Below are 16,099 nucleotides of genomic sequence, written 5' to 3'. Positions count from 1 at the left end.
TTGAGGCCATCCGCAACCTTTTCAGACGCGGCATCCTGCATGAGCGGGGCGAGGCCGCTCGTCTGGCCTGGGTGGCATTCGGCATAGGCTTCGCCGTGTCGATCCGTTGGCTGATCGATCGCGGTGCCTATGGATTCCCGTTCATCACCTTTTCGCCGGTGATCCTGCTGGCCGCGATCTTTCTTGATTGGCGGCATGCAATTCTGACCGCCATGCTTGCGGCGGTAGCGGTCGAAGTGTTCTTCGTCCGGGCCGCGATTGCGGGCACCGGCTTCGTGTTCTTCGCGCTCTACGCCCTGACTATCGCCATTCTCGTGCTCGCGGGCGAAATGTTGCGGCAGGTGGTGATCGAGAACGAGAACCGCGCCACAGAGGCGGAGGCTTTCAACATCGAGCTTCAGCACCGCGCCAAGAATGCGCTCCAGATGATGCGCGCGCTCGCCTCGCGCGCCTCGCAGGCCACCGATCCCGCCGAATTCTATGCACTTCTCAGCGGGCGGCTCGATGCGCTGGCCCGCTCGAACGAACTCCTGCGCTTCGGTGCGCTTCCCTCGTGCGAGGTGCGCGAGTTGGTGGATGCGGCGCTGCGGCCGTTCCGCTCAGGCCAGATCATCATCGAAGGCCAGCCCTGCCATGTCCACAAGAACGCGGTCACGCCGCTGATGATGGCGCTGCACGAACTGGCGACCAATGCCACCAAATATGGCGCCTTGTCGGTCGATGGCGGTCAGGTCGCACTCGCGTGGCGTCCCGTGCCCACCGGCACCGTGCGGTTCGAGTGGCAGGAACGCGGAGGGCCGCCGGTGCGCCCACCCGCACGGCGCGGCATCGGTGCGCGCCTGCTTCAGGCGCACGGCGCATTGGAGCAGGTCGATCTGGCTTACGACCGCGACGGAGTGCGCTGCCGACTGGAAGCGACAGCCGCCTGATTATCCGGCCAGCAAAGCCATTGCAGCAATCTGCGCCCGGCTGAATCCCTGCTGTGCCAGGGCATCGACCACGCCGGGTCCCGGTGTCCGGTGATGGCTGTTGGCGCAAATGAACGCGCGCACGGGATGCAGGTGATCGGGCAGGGCGACGCTGGCCGCTTTCCCGCCACGCATGGCCCCCATGAGGCGCCCGATCATCCCGGGGGCGTCCGCTGCCGTGCAGCCGCAGTCAGCCACGGCACGCATCGCCGCTTTCACGCCGTGCCATTCGCCGGGGCTCAGGTCGGGAACTGCCATTGCCGTCATCTCGATTCTCCCGGGCCGTGTCGGGGCGGGCGTCCCGAAGGAACGTCCGCCCGTCCACCTTTCATCAGGCCGCGTCGACCAATACGATCTCGCTGTTCTCCAGCGCTGTGACCCGCAGCACTTCCACGTCGCTGATCGCGGCGCCGTCGCGCGTGTTCACCGTCACCTCGTCGATCCGCACCTTGCCGGTTGCGGGGACGAGATAGCCCTTGCGTGCCGCGCCCAGCGGGTATTCCGCCGTCTCGCCCGCCTTCAGGGTGGCGGCCACCACCCGCGCATCGGTGCGGATCGGCAGCGCGTCGGTATCCTCGGCATAGCCTGAGGCCAGCGTCACGAAGCGGCCCGTCCGTTCGCCACGGGGGAAGGGCTTGGTGCCCCAACTGGGCGCTTCGCCGCCGCGCGTCGGCATGATCCAGATCTGGAACAGCGTCGTCGCCACGTCCTCCATGTTGTATTCCGAATGGCGGATGCCGGTGCCCGCGCTCATCACCTGCACGTCGCCTGCTTCGGTGCGGCCGTGGTTGCCCAGGCTGTCCTTGTGGGTGATCGCGCCTTCGCGAACATAGGTGATGATTTCCATGTCGCGGTGCGGATGCGGCGGAAAGCCGGTGCCGGGGGCGATCACGTCGTCGTTCCAGACGCGTAGGTTGCCCCAGTGGACGCGCGCCGGATCGTGATAGCCGGCGAACGAGAAGTGGTGCTTGGCATTCAGCCAGCCGTGGTTTTCACCGCCAAGGCTGGCAAAGGGGCGAAGTTCGATCATGGTCCGTCTCCTGTCGGAGCAACGCGGTGCGGCTCCTGTTGCTCCCCATTTAGGACTTGCGCACCTTTCTGTTCAGGCCGATAAAATGTGCCAGAACGTTCCATGAAGTTGAACAGGCAGGATCTATGGCCAGTCTCGGCACGCCCACGTTCGATCAGCTGCGCATCTTTCTGGCCATTGTCGACACGGGCAGCTTCGCCGCCGCCGGGCGCAAGCTCAATCGCGCGGTCTCGGTCATCAGTTACGGCATCGCCAATCTGGAAGCCCAGCTCGGCCTGATGCTGTTCGACCGCGAAGGCACGCGCAAGCCGGTGCTGACCACCGCCGGCCGCGCCCTGCTGGCAGAGGCCCGCTCGATTTCCGCCGGGATGGACGGGCTGCGTGCCAAGGTGAAGGGGCTGCTGGACGGGCTGGAAGCTGAAATCGATGTCGCGGTCGATGTCATGCTCCCGCCCGAGCGGCTCGGCCGCGTGCTGCGCGCCTTCGCGGCGGAGTTCCCCACCGTGCAGCTGCGCCTTCATGTGGAGGCACTGGGTGCGGTCACCGCGATGGTCCTCGATGGCAAGGCGATCGTCGGCGTGTCCGGTCCGATTACCGAAGGGGTGGAACGGATAGCTGCCGGCGGCGTGCTTATGGTGCCCGTGGCAGCGCCCGATCACCCGCTCGCGCAGATGGACCCGATCCCGCCCGGCGCGGGGCGGGATTACACCCAACTCGTGCTGTCGGACCGGTCGCGCTTTACCGAAGGTCGTGATTTCGCGGTAGTCAGCCCCAAGACCTGGCGGCTCGCCGATCTGTCCGCCAAGCATGCGCTGCTCCGCGAAGGCGTGGGTTGGGGCAACATGCCGCTCCAGATGATCGAGGGTGATCTGCAATCGGGCGCGCTGGTCCGCCTAGTCATGCCAGACAGCACCGAAGGCGCCTATCGCTTCTGGGGTATCTGGCGCCGTGATGTGCCACCCGGACCCGCCGCGTCATGGCTGCTGGACCAGTTTGTCGCATCCACCCGCGATTGCCCCGAAGTGGCCGGGCTACCGGCGCTCTAGGGCGGGCGCGGTTCTACTCCGCCCGCGCGCTGGCGGCCACAATCTGCCGGCCGTCGTTGGCATAGGCCCCCAGAACCAGTTCCTCTTCCGCGCGCCGCAGGGCCAGATGCAGCGGCTCGCCGCAGATCGCGGGGGATACCGCGCGGAAGGCGAACTGGGTCAGCGCATTCTCGCCCAGTTCGCGCCGGGCAAGATCGAGCAGCAGCGTGGCCATCAGCGGTCCATGGACGACCAGCCCGCGATAGCCTTCCTCGTCTTGGGCATAGGGCAGATCGTAGTGGATGCGGTGGCTGTTGAAGGTCAGCGCGGAATAGCGGAACAGCAGCGGCTCGCCCGGCGTCAGCGTGCGCACGACGTCCCAGATCGCCGGATCGAACGCGCCGTGGCCCGGCAGCGGCGGAACCGGCGCGGCGCCTGCGGGTGCTGCTTCCCGATAGACCAGCGACTGCATCTCGCGCACGGCCAGGGCGTCATCGGCCAGCGTCTCGTGCTCCACGTCCACGAACACCAGCGGCCCCGAAGCGCCCTGCTTCTCCTTCACCGAAACCACGCGCGAAACGCGCTCGATCAGCGCATCGGCGGCGATGGGCGAAACGAAGTCCACCTTGCTCGCCGCCCACATCCGGCGCGGCAGCGGCACGGGCGGCAGGAAGCTGGCCGGGCTTTCGTCGCGCGCGGGATGCCCGTCCGGCCCGAGCAGGGCGGTGGCTGCGTCGGGCAGGCACAGGCACCAGTGCAGCCCCTGCGGGACCGCATAGCCATCGGGCGCGGCGCGGTCGAGCGTGGCACACCAGCGCGCCAGCAGGCCGGGAGAAACCCGGTCTGCCTTGCGGTCCTCACGCCCGATCCAGCCGTCCCACGCGCCCATCAGTTCCTCCCGCCAACCAGACCGCGCGCGATCACCTGCGCCTGGATTTCCGCCGCGCCCTCGAAGATGTTGAGGATGCGCGCATCGCACAGCACGCGGCTGATCTCGTATTCCAGGGCATAGCCGTTGCCGCCGTGAACCTGAAGCGCCGCGTCGGCGTTGGACCAGGCCGTGCGCGCGGCCAGCAGCTTGGCCATGCCTGCCTCGATGTCGCAGCGCTTGCCCAGATCCTTGGCCCGCGCCGCGTCATAGGTCAGCTCGCGCGCCACCACGAAATCGACCAGGCTCATCGCGATCTTGTCGGAAACACGGGGGAAATGGATGATCGCCTTGCCGAACTGCTTGCGGTTCAGCGCATAGTCCAGCCCCAGTTCCAGCGCCCGGCGGGCCACGCCCACGGCACGCGCCGCGGTCTGGATGCGGGCGCCCTCGAACGTGCGCATCAGCTGCTTGAATCCCTGGCCTTCCTCGCCGCCGAGCAGCGCCTCGGCGGGCGCCTTCATCGCATCGAACTGGAGCGCATATTCGCGCATCCCGCGATAGCCCAGCACTTCTATTTCGCTGCCGGTCATGCCCTGTGCGGGGAACGGCTCCGTCTCGCTGCCGCGCGGCTTGGGCACCAGCAGCATCGACAGGCCGGCATAGCCCTTTTCATCGGGCAGGGTGCGCGCCAGCAGGGTCATCATGTCGGACCGGCTGGCGTGCGTGATCCAGTTCTTGGCGCCGTCGATAACCCAGTCGCTGCCATCGAACCGCGCCCGCGTCTGCAGCGAGCCGAGGTCCGATCCGGTGTCGGGTTCGGTGAACACCGCCGTCGGCAGCACTTCGCCGCTGGCGATGCGCGGCAACCAGTCCGCCTTCTGCGCTTCGGTGCCGCCCAGAACGATCAGTTCGCCCGCGATCTCGGACCGGGTGCCGAGCGATCCGGCGCCGATCCACCCGCGCGACAGTTCCTCGGTCACAAGGCACATCACCAGCTTGTTCAGGCCCAGCCCGCCATAGCTTTCGGGAATGCACACGCCGAAAGTGCCAAGGTCCGCCATGGCCTGCACCGTGGCGTCGGGGATCAGGTCGTTGGCGAGGTGCCACTTGTGCGCGTGGGGCAGGATCTCGCTGTCGGTGAAGCGGCGGAACTGGTCGCGGATGGCGTCGAGTTCGGCATCGTGGAATGCCTCGCTCGGCCAGTGTCCCTCAGCCAGTTTTTGCGCCAGTTCGGCGCGCGTCGCGGCATGGTCGGTGTCGGTCAGGTCACGGCAGGTGTCGTTCAGGTCACGCGCCGCAGCGCCCAGTCCGAGGTCGGCGGGACGGAACATTTCGTTCTGCCCCATCGCCAGACCGCCCACCAGTTGTCCGATGATCTCGGCAAAGGCGAGCTTCGCCACCAGCACATCGACGGGGTTCGCACCGCCGCCCCGCTCCAGCCACCCGGAGATCGCCTCCAGCGCGGCGACGCTCGTTGCCACCCACGCGAAGCCGTGTGCGGCGCGCTGCTCCTCGTCGATCTTGCGCGTGGAAAGACGTTCCGCCAGTCCGGCGCGCGCCGCTGCGCGATAGGCCTGCGCGGCCTTCAGCTCGTTTGCGAACATCACGCCCTCTCGAACACGGCGGCAATGCCCTGTCCGCCACCAATGCACATGGTTTCAATGCCATAGCGGCCATTCCTGCGAACCAGCTCGCGGGTCAGGTTGGCCAGGATGCGCCCGCCGGTGGCGCCGATCGGATGGCCGAGGGAGATGCCCGAACCGTTGACGTTGAGGATCTCGTTGCGGCTGTCGTCCTTCGACCAGCCCCAGCCCTTGAGGCAGGCGAGCACTTGCGGCGCGAACGCCTCGTTCAGCTCGACAAGGTCGATGTCCTTCCACGAAAGGCCTGTCCGCGCGAACAGGCGCTCCACCGCCGGCACGGGGCCGATGCCCATGCGGCTCGGCTCGCAGCCCGCCGCCGCCCACGAATGGAACCACGCGATGGGTTCAAGGCCCAGCTCTTCCAGCTTGTCCTCGGCCACGAGCAGGCAGGCGGCGGCCGCATCGTTCTGCTGGCTGGCGTTGCCCGCCGTCACCACGCCGCCTTCGAGCGGCTTCAGCGCGCCCAGTGTTTCCAGCGTTGCGTCGGGGCGGTAGCCCTCGTCGTGGTCGAACAGCTTCGGCTCGCCCTTCTTCTGCGGCACCGGCACGGCGACGAGTTCGTCGGCAAACAAGCCCTTTTCCCAGGCGGCCGTCGCGCGCTGGTGCGAGCGGACGGCATAGGCGTCAGCCTCGTCGCGGGTGATGCCGTAATCCTTGGCGAGGTTTTCGGCCGTCTCGATCATGCCGGTGATCACGCCGAAACGCTCGACCGGCTGCGACATCACGCGGCCGCGCGTCAGGCGGTCGTGGATGGTGAGGTTGCCCATGCGCACGCCCTTGCGCAGATCGGTGGTGTAGTGCTCGACGTTGGACATCGATTCCACGCCGCCCGCGACGACCACGTCGGCCGCGCCGGTCTGGATCATCATCGCGGCATTCACCACCGCCTGCAGGCCCGAGCCGCAGCGGCGGTCGACCAGATAGCCCGGCACTTCCAGCGGCAGCCCGGCGGCAAGCCAGGCCCAGTGGCCAATGGCAGGCGCTTCGCCGCTGCCATAGCCTTGCGCGAAGATCACGTCGTCAACCTTGGCCGGGTCGATCTTCGTGCGCTCCATCAGCGCCTTGAGGATCACCGCGCCAAGCTGGCCGGCGTTCATGCTGGAAAGCGAGCCGCCGAACTTGCCGACGGCGGTGCGGATCGGGGCGACGATGGCGACGCGGCGCAGGGTCATGGCAGTCATTCTCCGGTTCGTCCGACGCCGACAATGCCGGCGTCGATCAGGCGGGCGATTTCACCCGAGGATAGCTTGAGACGGTCAGCGAGGATTTCCTCGCTGTGCTGGCCGTTGAGCGGGGCAGGGCGCGGCTCCCCGCGTTCCAGTCCGGGCAGCGTGGCGAAGGCGCCGGCGGCCGGGTAGGCACAGCCGCTGGGGTTCGCGCTTTCCCCGAAGATGGGGTTTTCATCGACCAGCGCCGGATCGCGCGCGGCGTCGAGCATGGTGCGGTAAGCCGAATGGACGATGCCGGCGGCGTCAAACGCGGCGGCGAGATCGGCGTGGCTGCGCGCGCCGATGGCGGCCTCGAACAGCGGGAACAGCGCATCGCGGTGATCGAAGCGCAGGCCATCGTCCTTGGCGAAGGACACGCCGCGCGTTGCCTCCACCGCCGCGACGGCGGATTCCATCCCCAGGGTTTTCAACAGGTTTGCCCACTGGCGGTGCGTGACCACCACGATCATCGTCCGCACGCCGTCGGCGGTCACGAAATCGCGGCCGAACAGGCCATAGACCGTATTGCCCATGCGCGGGCGGTTCGCGCCGCCCACCAGCACTTCGGCCAGGCTGCCAAGATTGGCGACCGTGCCGATGGCGATATCGGACAGCGGCAGGCGCACCTCGCCACCTACCCCGCTCGCGTCCCGCCGCCGCAGCGCCGCCAGCAGCGCGAATGCGGCATAGGCGCCGGTCAGCAAATCCCACGCCGGCAGCACATGGTTGACCGGTTCCGGCCCCGGCCCGGTCAGCATGGGATAGCCGACGGCATTGTTGACCGTATAGTCGAGCGCCGGACTGCCATCGGCCGAGCCCATCACGCGCACGGTGATCAGGTCGGCACGTCCCTGCGCCAGCAATTCGTGGCCAAGGAAACCTTCGGCGGGAAAATTGGTGATGAACTGGCCGGTGGCCCGCACCAGCGCCTGAAGCAGCTCGCGCCCCTCGGGCTTGCCCAGATCCAGCGCGACCGACTTCTTCGCGCGGTTGAGGTTCTCCCAATAGAGCGAATCCCCCGAAGGCCCGAGCGGCCAGCGCTTGAAATCCGGCCCGCCGCCAATCTGATCGACGCGGATCACTTCCGCGCCCATTTGCGCGCAATAAAGCCCCGCGGTGGGCGAGGCGACGAACGACGACGCCTCCACCACCGAAAGTCCGTTCAGGAGATCGTACAAGGCGCTGTTACCCTTCGATGCCGGCGGCGAAGTTGCGCAGCATCTGCTTGGCGATCACCAGCTGCATGATCTGCGTGGTGCCTTCGTAGATGCGGTAGATGCGGCTGTCGCGGAAGAAGCGCTCGGCGTCGTATTCGGCAAGGTAGCCCGCACCGCCGTGGATCTGCACGCAGCGGTCGGTCACGCGGCCGCACATCTCGCTGGCGAACATCTTGAAGGCGGCGGCTTCCATCAGCACCTTCTGGCCCGCATCGGCCTTGGCGATGGCGTCGCGCATCATGCACTGCGCGGCGTAGATTTCGGCCTGGCTATCGGCCAGCATGGCCTGGATCAGCTGGAAATTGGCGATCGGCTCGCCAAACGCCTTGCGCTCGTTGGCATAGCGCACCGCCGTGTCCAGCGCGCGCTTGGCATAGGACGTCGCCGCCGCGCCCACTGAAAGGCGCCCGTTGTCGAGGCTCTGCATGGCCACGGCAAAGCCCTTGCCTTCCACGCCGCCCAGCAGCGCTTCGCCGGGAACATGGACGTCTTCCATGATGATGTCGGCGATGTGGCTGCCGGCCTGGCCCATCTTCTTGTCGCTTTTGCCCACGGTGATGCCGGGGGTGTCCATCGGCACGAGGAAGGCGGAGACGTGGGCGTTCTTGGGGAGCGATTCCTTGCTGGTGCGCGCCATGATCAGCGCCACTTTCGCGAAAGGCGCATTGGTGATGTAACGCTTGGTGCCGTTGAGGACATAGCCGTTGCCGGAACGAACGGCGGTGGTCTGAAGTCCGGCGGAATCCGATCCCGAGCCCGGCTCGGTCAGGCCGAACGAGGCGATTTCACCGGCTGCAAGGCGCGGCAGCCATTCGGCCTTCTGCTCGTCTGTGCCGTTCAGCTTGATCGCCGAACACACCATGCCGAGATTGATCGAAGTGATCGAGCGGTAGGCGGGCAGGGCATAGCTGAGCGTGTGAATCGTCTCGACATATTGCGACACGTTCATGCCGGCGCCGCCGTATTCCACCGGCATGGTCAGGCCGAACAGGCCCATGTCGCGCATCTCTTGCAGGATGTCGTCGGGGATCTTGTCCTCGGCCACCACCTGCGCTTCGGCGGGGATCAGGCGCTCGCGCACATAGCGCTTCAGCTGCTCGTGGAACTGCTCGAAGATTTCCGGGTCCATGCCCGCGTTGGGGGTGCTCATCGTTTCAGGCTCCTCAGACGGGATCGTAGGGGAAGACGTGCGCCGAAACCTCGTCGGCGCGGGCCATGGCGGGTTTGAACGCCGGGATCAGTTCGTCGGCGATGGCCTGCGGGGTCCAGCCCTCCAGCTTCACCATGGAGCGCACCGGGCGCGGCTTGTTGAACAGCAGGATCTCGTTCTTGCGCACGGCGAAGATCTGGTTGTTGACCGCGCTCGCCGCATCGGAGGCGAGGTAGGCGACCAGCGGCGCGATCTTGTCCGCGCTCATCGTCTTCATGCGCTCGACGCGCAGCTTCTGCTCGGGCGTCTCGGCGGGGATCGAGGCGGTCATGCGGCTCCACGCGAAAGGCGCGATGCAGTTCGAGCGCACACCCCAGCGCGCCATGTCGAGCGCGATCGAGTGCGACAGCGCGACAAGACCGAGCTTGGCCGCCGAATAGTTGGCCTGGCCCACGTTGCCGATCAGGCCCGAGGTCGAGGTGAAATGGATGAAGCTGCCCGATCCCTGCTCGCGGAAATAGGGTGTTGCCGCTTTCGACACGTTGAAAGCGCCGGTCAGGTTCACGTCGATGACGCTGGTCCAGTCCTCGTAGCTCATCTTGTGCCAGATGCTGTCGCGCAGGATGCCGGCGTTGTTCACCACCGCGTCGATACGGCCAAAGCGTTGCACCGCATCCTCGACGATGCTGGCCGCCGCGGCGGGATCGGCCACGTTGGCAAGGTTGGCCAAGGCGCGCCCGCCCGCTGCCACGATGTCGGCCACGGTGGTGTCGGCCGGCCCGGCATCGCCGCCATCGCCGGCTTGCGCCACGCCGGGGTCGTTGACCACCACCGCCGCGCCTTCGCGTGCGCAAAGCAGTGCGATCTCGCGCCCGATGCCTCGCCCTGCGCCAGTCACGGCGACGACCTTGCCTTCGAGAATGCCGGCCATGCGAGTCTCTCCTTCTCCCGTGCTCCTGCGCTAACCGACCAATTAAAACAGTTCAACATCGCGAATTGCTTTTCATGCACATGAAACTATGCACGGTGTCATGCCCGGTCCGGTTCGCTCGGTTTCACAGGCTTTCGCCATTCTTCGCCTCCTTGCAGAGCGCGGGGCCATGACCCTGTCCGAAGTCGGCCGCGAAGCCGGGCTTTCGCCCTCCAGCGGGCTCAACCTGCTGCGCACGCTTGTTGCCGAGGGCGCAGTCGAGCGCGAATCTTCGGCAAAGCGATATCGCCTGACCGAGGGCTGGTCGGAGGCGGGGGTACTCGACGGCGGCGGGCTGGCCCGGCGCATCGCGCGGGTCCGGCCGCTGCTGACCCGGTTCGCGCGGGAACACGATACCGCCACCGGCCTGTGGCAGGTCGTCTCGGGCGAGCGCCTGGCGCTCGTGGCGCTGGGCGAAAGCGAGGAAACGACGCGCATCCACATGGTGGAGGGACAGCGCCAGCCGATCGGCGGCGGGTCTACCGGTCGCGCGCTGGCGGCAGCGGAGCGGCTGGGGCACGAGGAACTGGTGCGCCGTTATTCGCGTGTGCGCTGGCGTCGGCCGATCGATCTGGCAGCCTGGGTGGAACAGATCGCGCGGGCCGCCAGCGCGGGCTACGCCATCGACGATGGCTTCAACCATCCCGGCATCTGCTCGGTCAGCACGACCGTGCCGGGACAGCGCGGGGAGGGCGCGCGCGTCCAGTTCTGCATTTCCGCATCGGTGTTCGCCGGCGCACGCAGCGACCGCGAAATCGAAGCGCTGGGCCGCGCGCTGGTGGAACTGGCCCACGCCCCGGCCTTTGCGGACTGAGGTCGGCACCGGATAGCGGTTTTTCCTTATCCCGAACGGTAAGGCCGGGCAGCTTTGTCCGGATAGGGTCTGCTCCATCATGCAGATGGGCCAGAGATGCTGAAGCGCGTCGACACGAGCGATATCGAACTCGGGATGTTCATCCACAAACTGGAAGGAAGCTGGTTCAAGCATCCCTTCTGGAAATCGCGATTCCTGCTGGAAGACGAACGCGTGCTCGAATCGCTCCAGGCGAGCGACGTGCCCGCGGTCATCATCGATACCTCGCGCGGTAAAGACGTGCGCCCCGGTCGCGGCGGCGGCGAAATCCCGAGGCTGGCGCCGATGTTGCGGGGCTTCGGCCAGGCCCGGCGCGCAGCGGTGCAGGTTTTGCCGGCCCGCGCGCATCCGCTCCGCGCCGCCCATCCCACCGCACCGCAATCGACGTTCCGCGAATTCGGCACCGCGCAAAAGGCGGTTACCCGTGCGAGCAAGGTGGTGAGCCGCGTTTTCCTCGAAGCGCGACTGGGAAAGGCCGTTGCGGCCAGCGATGTCGAGCCGGTGATCGAGGACATCTACGCTTCGGTCCAGCGCAACCTCTATGCGTTCAACGGCCTGCTGCGCTGCCGGCAGGACAGCGAATACGTCTATCGCCATGCGCTGGCCGTCAGCGCACTGATGATCGCGCTGGCGCGCACCATGAAACTGTCCCCACTCGATATGCGCGAGGCGGGGATGGCGGGTCTGCTGATGGATATCGGCGTTGGCCAGCTGCCCGTCGATCAGGTGGCGAGCGAGGGAGATTATCGCCAACTCGACGCCGAACTGCTCCATAGCCACGTTCTGCTGGGCCATGCGTTGCTCAAGGCGGCGGGCGACATTCCGGATCAGGTGCTGCGCGTGTGCCTGCGCCATCACGAGGCGCTCGACGGCAGTGGCTATCCCCAGGGGCTGGCCGGCGATGACATCGACCTGCTGTCGCGCATGGCCGCGATCTGCGACCTTTACGACAACCTCATATGCGGCGCCCCGGGTGAACCTGGGCTGGATCCGGCGGAGGCGCTGCGCAGGTTATCCGCGATGGGGCCGGCGCTGGACCCGGAAGTGCTGCATCACTTCGTCGATACTGTCGGCGTCTATCCGATCGGGGCATTCGTGCGCCTGCGATCGGAGCGGTTGGCGATGGTGGTCGACGAGGACCCGAGTGACAGCGCGCGGCCCACGGTCCGCGTGTTCCACTCGCTGGCAACCGGAAAGCCGATACGCCAACAGACGATCGCGCTGGCGCATTGCTATGGCGAGGACGAGATCGTGGGTAGCGCGGACATTGCCGTGCCGGACATCGCCGGCCTGCGCGAACGGCTGCTGGCTGCCGCCGCTCGCGACGCGGGATAACCGGGGCGAAGGGCGCCTCCCGCTCGCCGTTGCGCGGATGCGAGGCAAAAAAATGGGCCGCCCGGTTGCCCAGGCGGCCCTGAAAGTTTTGGGAGAGGATGCCTGAAAGGCCCGTCCTATGTGCCGCCGACTCGCCTCTTGTGCAAGTGCGAAGGAAGCATCTGGCATTGCATTTTTTGCACTCATACGAATTCGGGCGCAATTGCGCGGGTTTCGAGCCTAACCATTAGTTTAGGTTCACGCATTTCTACGAGGTTATGTGCGGTGCAGCATATCCGGGCGGGGCTCGCGCCGATGGAGCGCATGTCCCAACCGGCGGTGGGGACTGCGCACAAACTGGCTACATGGTCCGTGCCGTGCCTGAGGAAATGGCGGACAGGGTGGGATTCGAACCCACGGTGAGCTTGCACCCACGGCGGTTTTCAAGACCGCTGCCTTAAACCACTCGGCCACCTGTCCTTGAGGCAGGCCGATAGCCGGGGCGGGACCGGTCGCAAAGGGGAATTGTTCGCGGGGGATTCACAAGCGGGCCTTGCCTGTGCGACAACAGGCGGGATGAAAGTCTTCTTGCGCCATCGTTTTCGGCGCGTCGCGGCCTTCGCCGCCGGCGCTCTGGCCCTTTCCTTTCAACCCGCAATCGCCCTCGCACAAACAGATGGGGCAAAAGCAGATGGCGTCCAATCCGACGAGGAGGCGGGTTTTCGGGGCTACCTCCAGTTGCTCGCCGCGCGGGCCCGCTCCGAAGGCGTGCGCGGGGCGACGATTTCCGGGGTGACATCGACCCTGACATTCAACCCGCGGGTGATCTCGCTCGACCGCACGCAACCTGGCGGTGGGCCGGCGGCGGTGATTCCGATGTTCGCGCCCTATCGCCGCACCCACGTCGATGCGGCGCGTATTGCGGGCGGCCAGCGCGAATATGCCGCCAATGCCGACCGGATCGCAGCCATCGAGCAGCGTTATGGCGTGCCGGGCAAGGTGCTGCTGGCGATCTGGGGGCACGAGAGCAACTATGGGCGCTATACCGGCGACTTCGACCTGGCGCGGTCGCTGGCGACGCTGGCCTATGAAGGGCGGCGGCGCGAGCTTTTCGCCGACGAGTTCGTGGCGCTGCTCAAGATGATCGACCGCGGCGTTCCGCGTTACAAGCTGGTTGGCAGCTGGGCCGGGGCGTTCGGCAATCCGCAGTTTCTGCCCAGCGTTTACCTCCGCGTGGCGCAGGATGCGGACGGCGACGGGCTGGCGGACATCTGGTCGAGCAAGGCCGATACGCTGGCCTCGATCGCCAATTACTTCCGCGATGCTGGCTGGCGCCCCGGCCAGCCCTGGGGTGTGGCGGTGGACGTGCCGGCCGGTCTTGACCGGGCGCGGCTTGGCACATCGCTGGTCAGCCCGCGGTGCCCGCAGGTGTTCGCGCGGCACACCGGGTGGAAGACGATGCGCGAATGGCGCGCGCTGGGCGTGATGCCTCAGGCGGGTTCCCTGTTGGCCGACGATGTGCTCGCCACGCTGCTCGAACCCGATGGCCAAGGACGGACCGCCTATCTGCTAACCGGAAATTATCGAGTTATCCTCGATTATAACTGCTCGAACTTCTACGCCCTGTCCGTGGGATTGCTTGCAGATGAAATCAGCCGCTAGCCTTGTTGCCCTTTCCGCCGCGCTGGCGCTTGCCGGATGCGGAGGGGCTGCGTTTTCCAAAACGCCGCTCGCACCGGCTGCCGATCGGTTGGGGCCGGCGGGCGACTACCCGGTGACGATCGGCGACCCTTTCGTAGTGGACGGTGTGACGTATACCCCGTCCGACAGCTGGAACTACGACGCGGTCGGCTATGCAGTTGAAGTCGATGGCCCTGGTGTCGGCGGCGGTCATCGCACTTTGCCCTATCCGGGGTATGTCGAAGTGACTGCCCTCGATTCGGGCAAGACCATCCTCGTGCGGATCGACCGCAGGGGGCCTGCGACCGGAGACGCTCTGCTCGAATTGACGCCGATGGCGCGGGCGCAACTGGGCTTTGCGCCTGGTGTGCGAGCGGCCGTGCGCGTCCGCCGGGTCAATCCGCCCGAGCAGGAGCGCGCGCTGCTGCGCACAGGCCAGCTGGCACCGGCACGGATGGATACGCCGCCCGGCCTTCTTGCCGCGCTGAAGCGCAAGCTGGGCATCGCGCCGGCGCCGGTCGCGGTGCTCGATGGTTCGCCGGCAGGGACGGCCAGGCCCGCTTTGCCGGGCACGCGCCCGGCAGCGATTAGCCCGCGCATTGTTGGCAAGCCTGTGGAAAAACCGGTGGAAAAACTGGGGGAGAAACCCGGCCCGTCCAAGCCGGTTGTCGCCGCGGCACCCAGCTCGGCATCGGCCTCCAAGGCAACGCCTCCCACGCCGAAAGCCGCGGCCCAACCCGCGGCCAGACCGGTCACCCACTACGTGCAGGTGGGCGCATTCTCGACCCGCGAGCGCGCCCAGACGGCCGCGAGGCAGGTCGGCGGCACGGTGTCGGAAGCCGGCAAGTTCTGGCGCGTGCGCATCGCAGCCTCGGGCAAGGCCGATGCCGACGCCGGGCTGGCGAAGGCGCGGCGGGCGGGCTATGCGGATGCCCGGGTCCTGACCGACAGGTAGGGCGAAGCGCCAGCTTCCTGCGAGGACCGCCATCGACGGGGATCCCGCTTGCACCGACCGATTGCCATTCTGACGATTCTCGCGCTTGCAGCCGCGCCTGCACGTGCAGCCGCGCCCACCGCCCCGCGTGATCCTGCCGCCTTGCCCGAGATCACCGCGCCGATCGCCTTGCTGATCGACGTGAACTCCGGCCGCGTGCTGTTCGAGCGCCAGTCGCACCGGCGCTTCGTGCCGGCGTCGCTGACCAAGATCATGACGAGCTACGTCGCGTTCGAACTGATCGCGCAGGGCCGGCTGAAGCTCGACCAGAAGTTGCACATGCATCCCGACACCTTCCGCAAGTGGCACGGCGTGGGCAGCACGATGTTCCTGGGCAACGACAGCGACACTACCGTCGCCGACCTGCTGGAGGGAATCGTCACCGTTTCCGCGAACGATGCCTGCGTGGTTCTGGCGGAGGGCGTCGCGGGGTCCGTGCCCGCCTTCACCGCCATGATGAATGCCGAGGCGCGCAAGCTCGGGATGCGGGACACGCATTACAACACGCCCAACGGCTGGATGGACGAGGGGCAGACTTATGTCTCGGCGGCGGACCTTGCCAAGGTATCGACCGCGATCATTACCCGGCATCCGCAGCTTTACCGCACGTTCTATGGCCACGAACGCGCGACGCTGAACGGCATCACCCAGAACAACCACAACCCGCTCTATGGCAACACGCCCGGCGCCGACGGCGTCAAGACCGGCTTCACCAACGAGGCGGGCTACGGCTTCGTCGGGTCGGTGCTGCGCGATGGTCGGCGGTTGATGATGGTGGTGGGCGGCTATGATCGGCCCAACGACCGTGCCCAGCAATCGCGCGCGCTGATCGAATGGGGCTTCTCCGCGTGGGCCTCGCGCCCGCTGTTCGCGAAAGGCGCGCACATCGGCGAAGCGCAGGTGCAAGGGGGCGAGGACCGTGCCGTGGGACTGGTCGCGCCGCATGATCTGGCGCTGACGCTGCCCGCCGGAACCGATGCCCGCTACACCATGGCCGTGCGCTACAAGGGACCCGTCAAGGCGCCCGTGACCAAGGGGCAGCAGGTCGCCACGCTGGTGGTGCGGGTTCCCGGACAGCCGCCGGAATCGCTGCCGCTCGTCGCCGCCACGGACGTGCCGGCCGGCGGCGTGCTGGCGCGGCTGCGGGACGGGTTCTTCTCGTTGACCGGCCGGTGA

General features: G+C 67.0%; 15 protein-coding genes and 1 tRNA gene. 7 read left to right on the top strand and 9 right to left on the bottom strand.

Translation table 11 applies throughout. The annotated features are described in order from the left end of the window. The first annotated feature begins 95 nt into the window (after positions 1 to 95). On the top strand, positions 96 to 929 hold the full coding sequence (locus tag OLX02_RS11955) for an HWE histidine kinase domain-containing protein (RefSeq protein WP_264423112.1): 834 nt from the start codon (positions 96 to 98) through the stop codon (positions 927 to 929). On the opposite strand, the gene OLX02_RS11950 is transcribed toward OLX02_RS11955, so the two are convergent. Both OLX02_RS11950 and OLX02_RS11945 read right to left on the bottom strand, forming a co-directional pair. Beyond that, entirely contained in the window at positions 930 to 1,226 is a 297-nt protein-coding gene (locus OLX02_RS11950; RefSeq protein ID WP_264423110.1) for a hypothetical protein, read from the bottom strand. 73 nt (positions 1,227 to 1,299) lie between these two features. After that, positions 1,300 to 1,998 carry a pirin family protein gene (locus tag OLX02_RS11945; RefSeq protein ID WP_264423108.1) on the bottom strand — a complete coding sequence of 233 codons (699 nt, stop codon included), beginning with the start codon at positions 1,996 to 1,998 and terminating at the stop codon, positions 1,300 to 1,302. Positions 1,999 to 2,123: 125 nt separating this feature from the next. Between OLX02_RS11945 and OLX02_RS11940 the strand changes: the two genes are divergently transcribed. Then, positions 2,124 to 3,044: a LysR family transcriptional regulator gene (locus OLX02_RS11940; protein ID WP_264423106.1), complete on the top strand. Its 921-nt coding sequence runs from the start codon at positions 2,124 to 2,126 to the stop codon at positions 3,042 to 3,044. 13 nt (positions 3,045 to 3,057) lie between these two features. Here OLX02_RS11940 and OLX02_RS11935 read toward each other — a convergent pair whose 3' ends face one another. From OLX02_RS11935 to OLX02_RS11910, 6 genes are read right to left on the bottom strand one after another with little or no spacing between them, the layout of a single operon-like run. Continuing rightward, entirely contained in the window at positions 3,058 to 3,912 is an 855-nt protein-coding gene (locus tag OLX02_RS11935; RefSeq protein WP_264423104.1) for a MaoC family dehydratase N-terminal domain-containing protein, read from the bottom strand. Next, on the bottom strand, positions 3,912 to 5,498 hold the full coding sequence (locus OLX02_RS11930; protein WP_264423103.1) for an acyl-CoA dehydrogenase family protein: 1,587 nt from the start codon (positions 5,496 to 5,498) through the stop codon (positions 3,912 to 3,914). Before OLX02_RS11930 ends, OLX02_RS11935 begins: the two co-directional genes overlap by 1 nt. After that, positions 5,498 to 6,709, bottom strand: coding sequence for an acetyl-CoA C-acetyltransferase (locus OLX02_RS11925; RefSeq protein WP_264423280.1), 1,212 nt, complete (start codon positions 6,707 to 6,709; stop codon positions 5,498 to 5,500). The genes OLX02_RS11930 and OLX02_RS11925 overlap by 1 nt, the downstream gene beginning before the upstream one ends. A gap of 5 nt (positions 6,710 to 6,714) precedes the next feature. Then, a complete protein-coding gene (locus OLX02_RS11920; RefSeq protein WP_264423101.1) occupies positions 6,715 to 7,923 on the bottom strand; it encodes a CoA transferase in 1,209 nt (402 codons plus the stop codon). A gap of 7 nt (positions 7,924 to 7,930) precedes the next feature. Then, entirely contained in the window at positions 7,931 to 9,112 is a 1,182-nt protein-coding gene (locus tag OLX02_RS11915) for an acyl-CoA dehydrogenase family protein (RefSeq protein ID WP_264423100.1), read from the bottom strand. Between the two features lie 13 nt (positions 9,113 to 9,125). Next, positions 9,126 to 10,043: an SDR family NAD(P)-dependent oxidoreductase gene (locus tag OLX02_RS11910; protein WP_264423098.1), complete on the bottom strand. Its 918-nt coding sequence runs from the start codon at positions 10,041 to 10,043 to the stop codon at positions 9,126 to 9,128. Between the two features lie 88 nt (positions 10,044 to 10,131). On the opposite strand from OLX02_RS11910, the gene OLX02_RS11905 reads away from it, so the two are divergent. Further along, entirely contained in the window at positions 10,132 to 10,896 is a 765-nt protein-coding gene (locus OLX02_RS11905; RefSeq protein WP_319641245.1) for an IclR family transcriptional regulator, read from the top strand. Between the two features lie 96 nt (positions 10,897 to 10,992). Further along, positions 10,993 to 12,270 (top strand): HD-GYP domain-containing protein, encoded by a 1,278-nt coding sequence (locus OLX02_RS11900; protein WP_264423095.1) that lies wholly within the window; start codon positions 10,993 to 10,995, stop codon positions 12,268 to 12,270. 369 nt (positions 12,271 to 12,639) lie between these two features. Here the strand turns inward: OLX02_RS11900 and OLX02_RS11895 are convergent. Next, a tRNA-Ser gene (locus OLX02_RS11895) sits at positions 12,640 to 12,729 on the bottom strand. 96 nt (positions 12,730 to 12,825) lie between these two features. On the opposite strand from OLX02_RS11895, the gene OLX02_RS11890 reads away from it, so the two are divergent. Genes OLX02_RS11890 through OLX02_RS11880 form a run of 3 tightly spaced genes read left to right on the top strand, consistent with a single transcriptional unit; the run spans position 12,826 to position 16,099 of the window. Beyond that, complete coding sequence (locus OLX02_RS11890; RefSeq protein ID WP_413630216.1) at positions 12,826 to 13,911, top strand: lytic transglycosylase domain-containing protein; 1,086 nt, start codon at positions 12,826 to 12,828, stop codon at positions 13,909 to 13,911. Further along, positions 13,895 to 14,884 carry an SPOR domain-containing protein gene (locus OLX02_RS11885; RefSeq protein WP_264423092.1) on the top strand — a complete coding sequence of 330 codons (990 nt, stop codon included), beginning with the start codon at positions 13,895 to 13,897 and terminating at the stop codon, positions 14,882 to 14,884. The genes OLX02_RS11890 and OLX02_RS11885 overlap by 17 nt, the downstream gene beginning before the upstream one ends. 48 nt (positions 14,885 to 14,932) lie before the next feature. Continuing rightward, the gene (locus OLX02_RS11880) at positions 14,933 to 16,099 is read left to right on the top strand and encodes a D-alanyl-D-alanine carboxypeptidase family protein (RefSeq protein ID WP_264423090.1); all 1,167 of its coding nucleotides are present in this window, start codon (positions 14,933 to 14,935) and stop codon (positions 16,097 to 16,099) included.

The sequence above is a fragment of the Novosphingobium sp. KCTC 2891 genome, from assembly GCF_025938155.1.
Classification (GTDB): Bacteria; Pseudomonadota; Alphaproteobacteria; order Sphingomonadales; family Sphingomonadaceae; genus Novosphingobium.
This window is presented reverse-complemented; position numbering and strand designations above follow the sequence as displayed.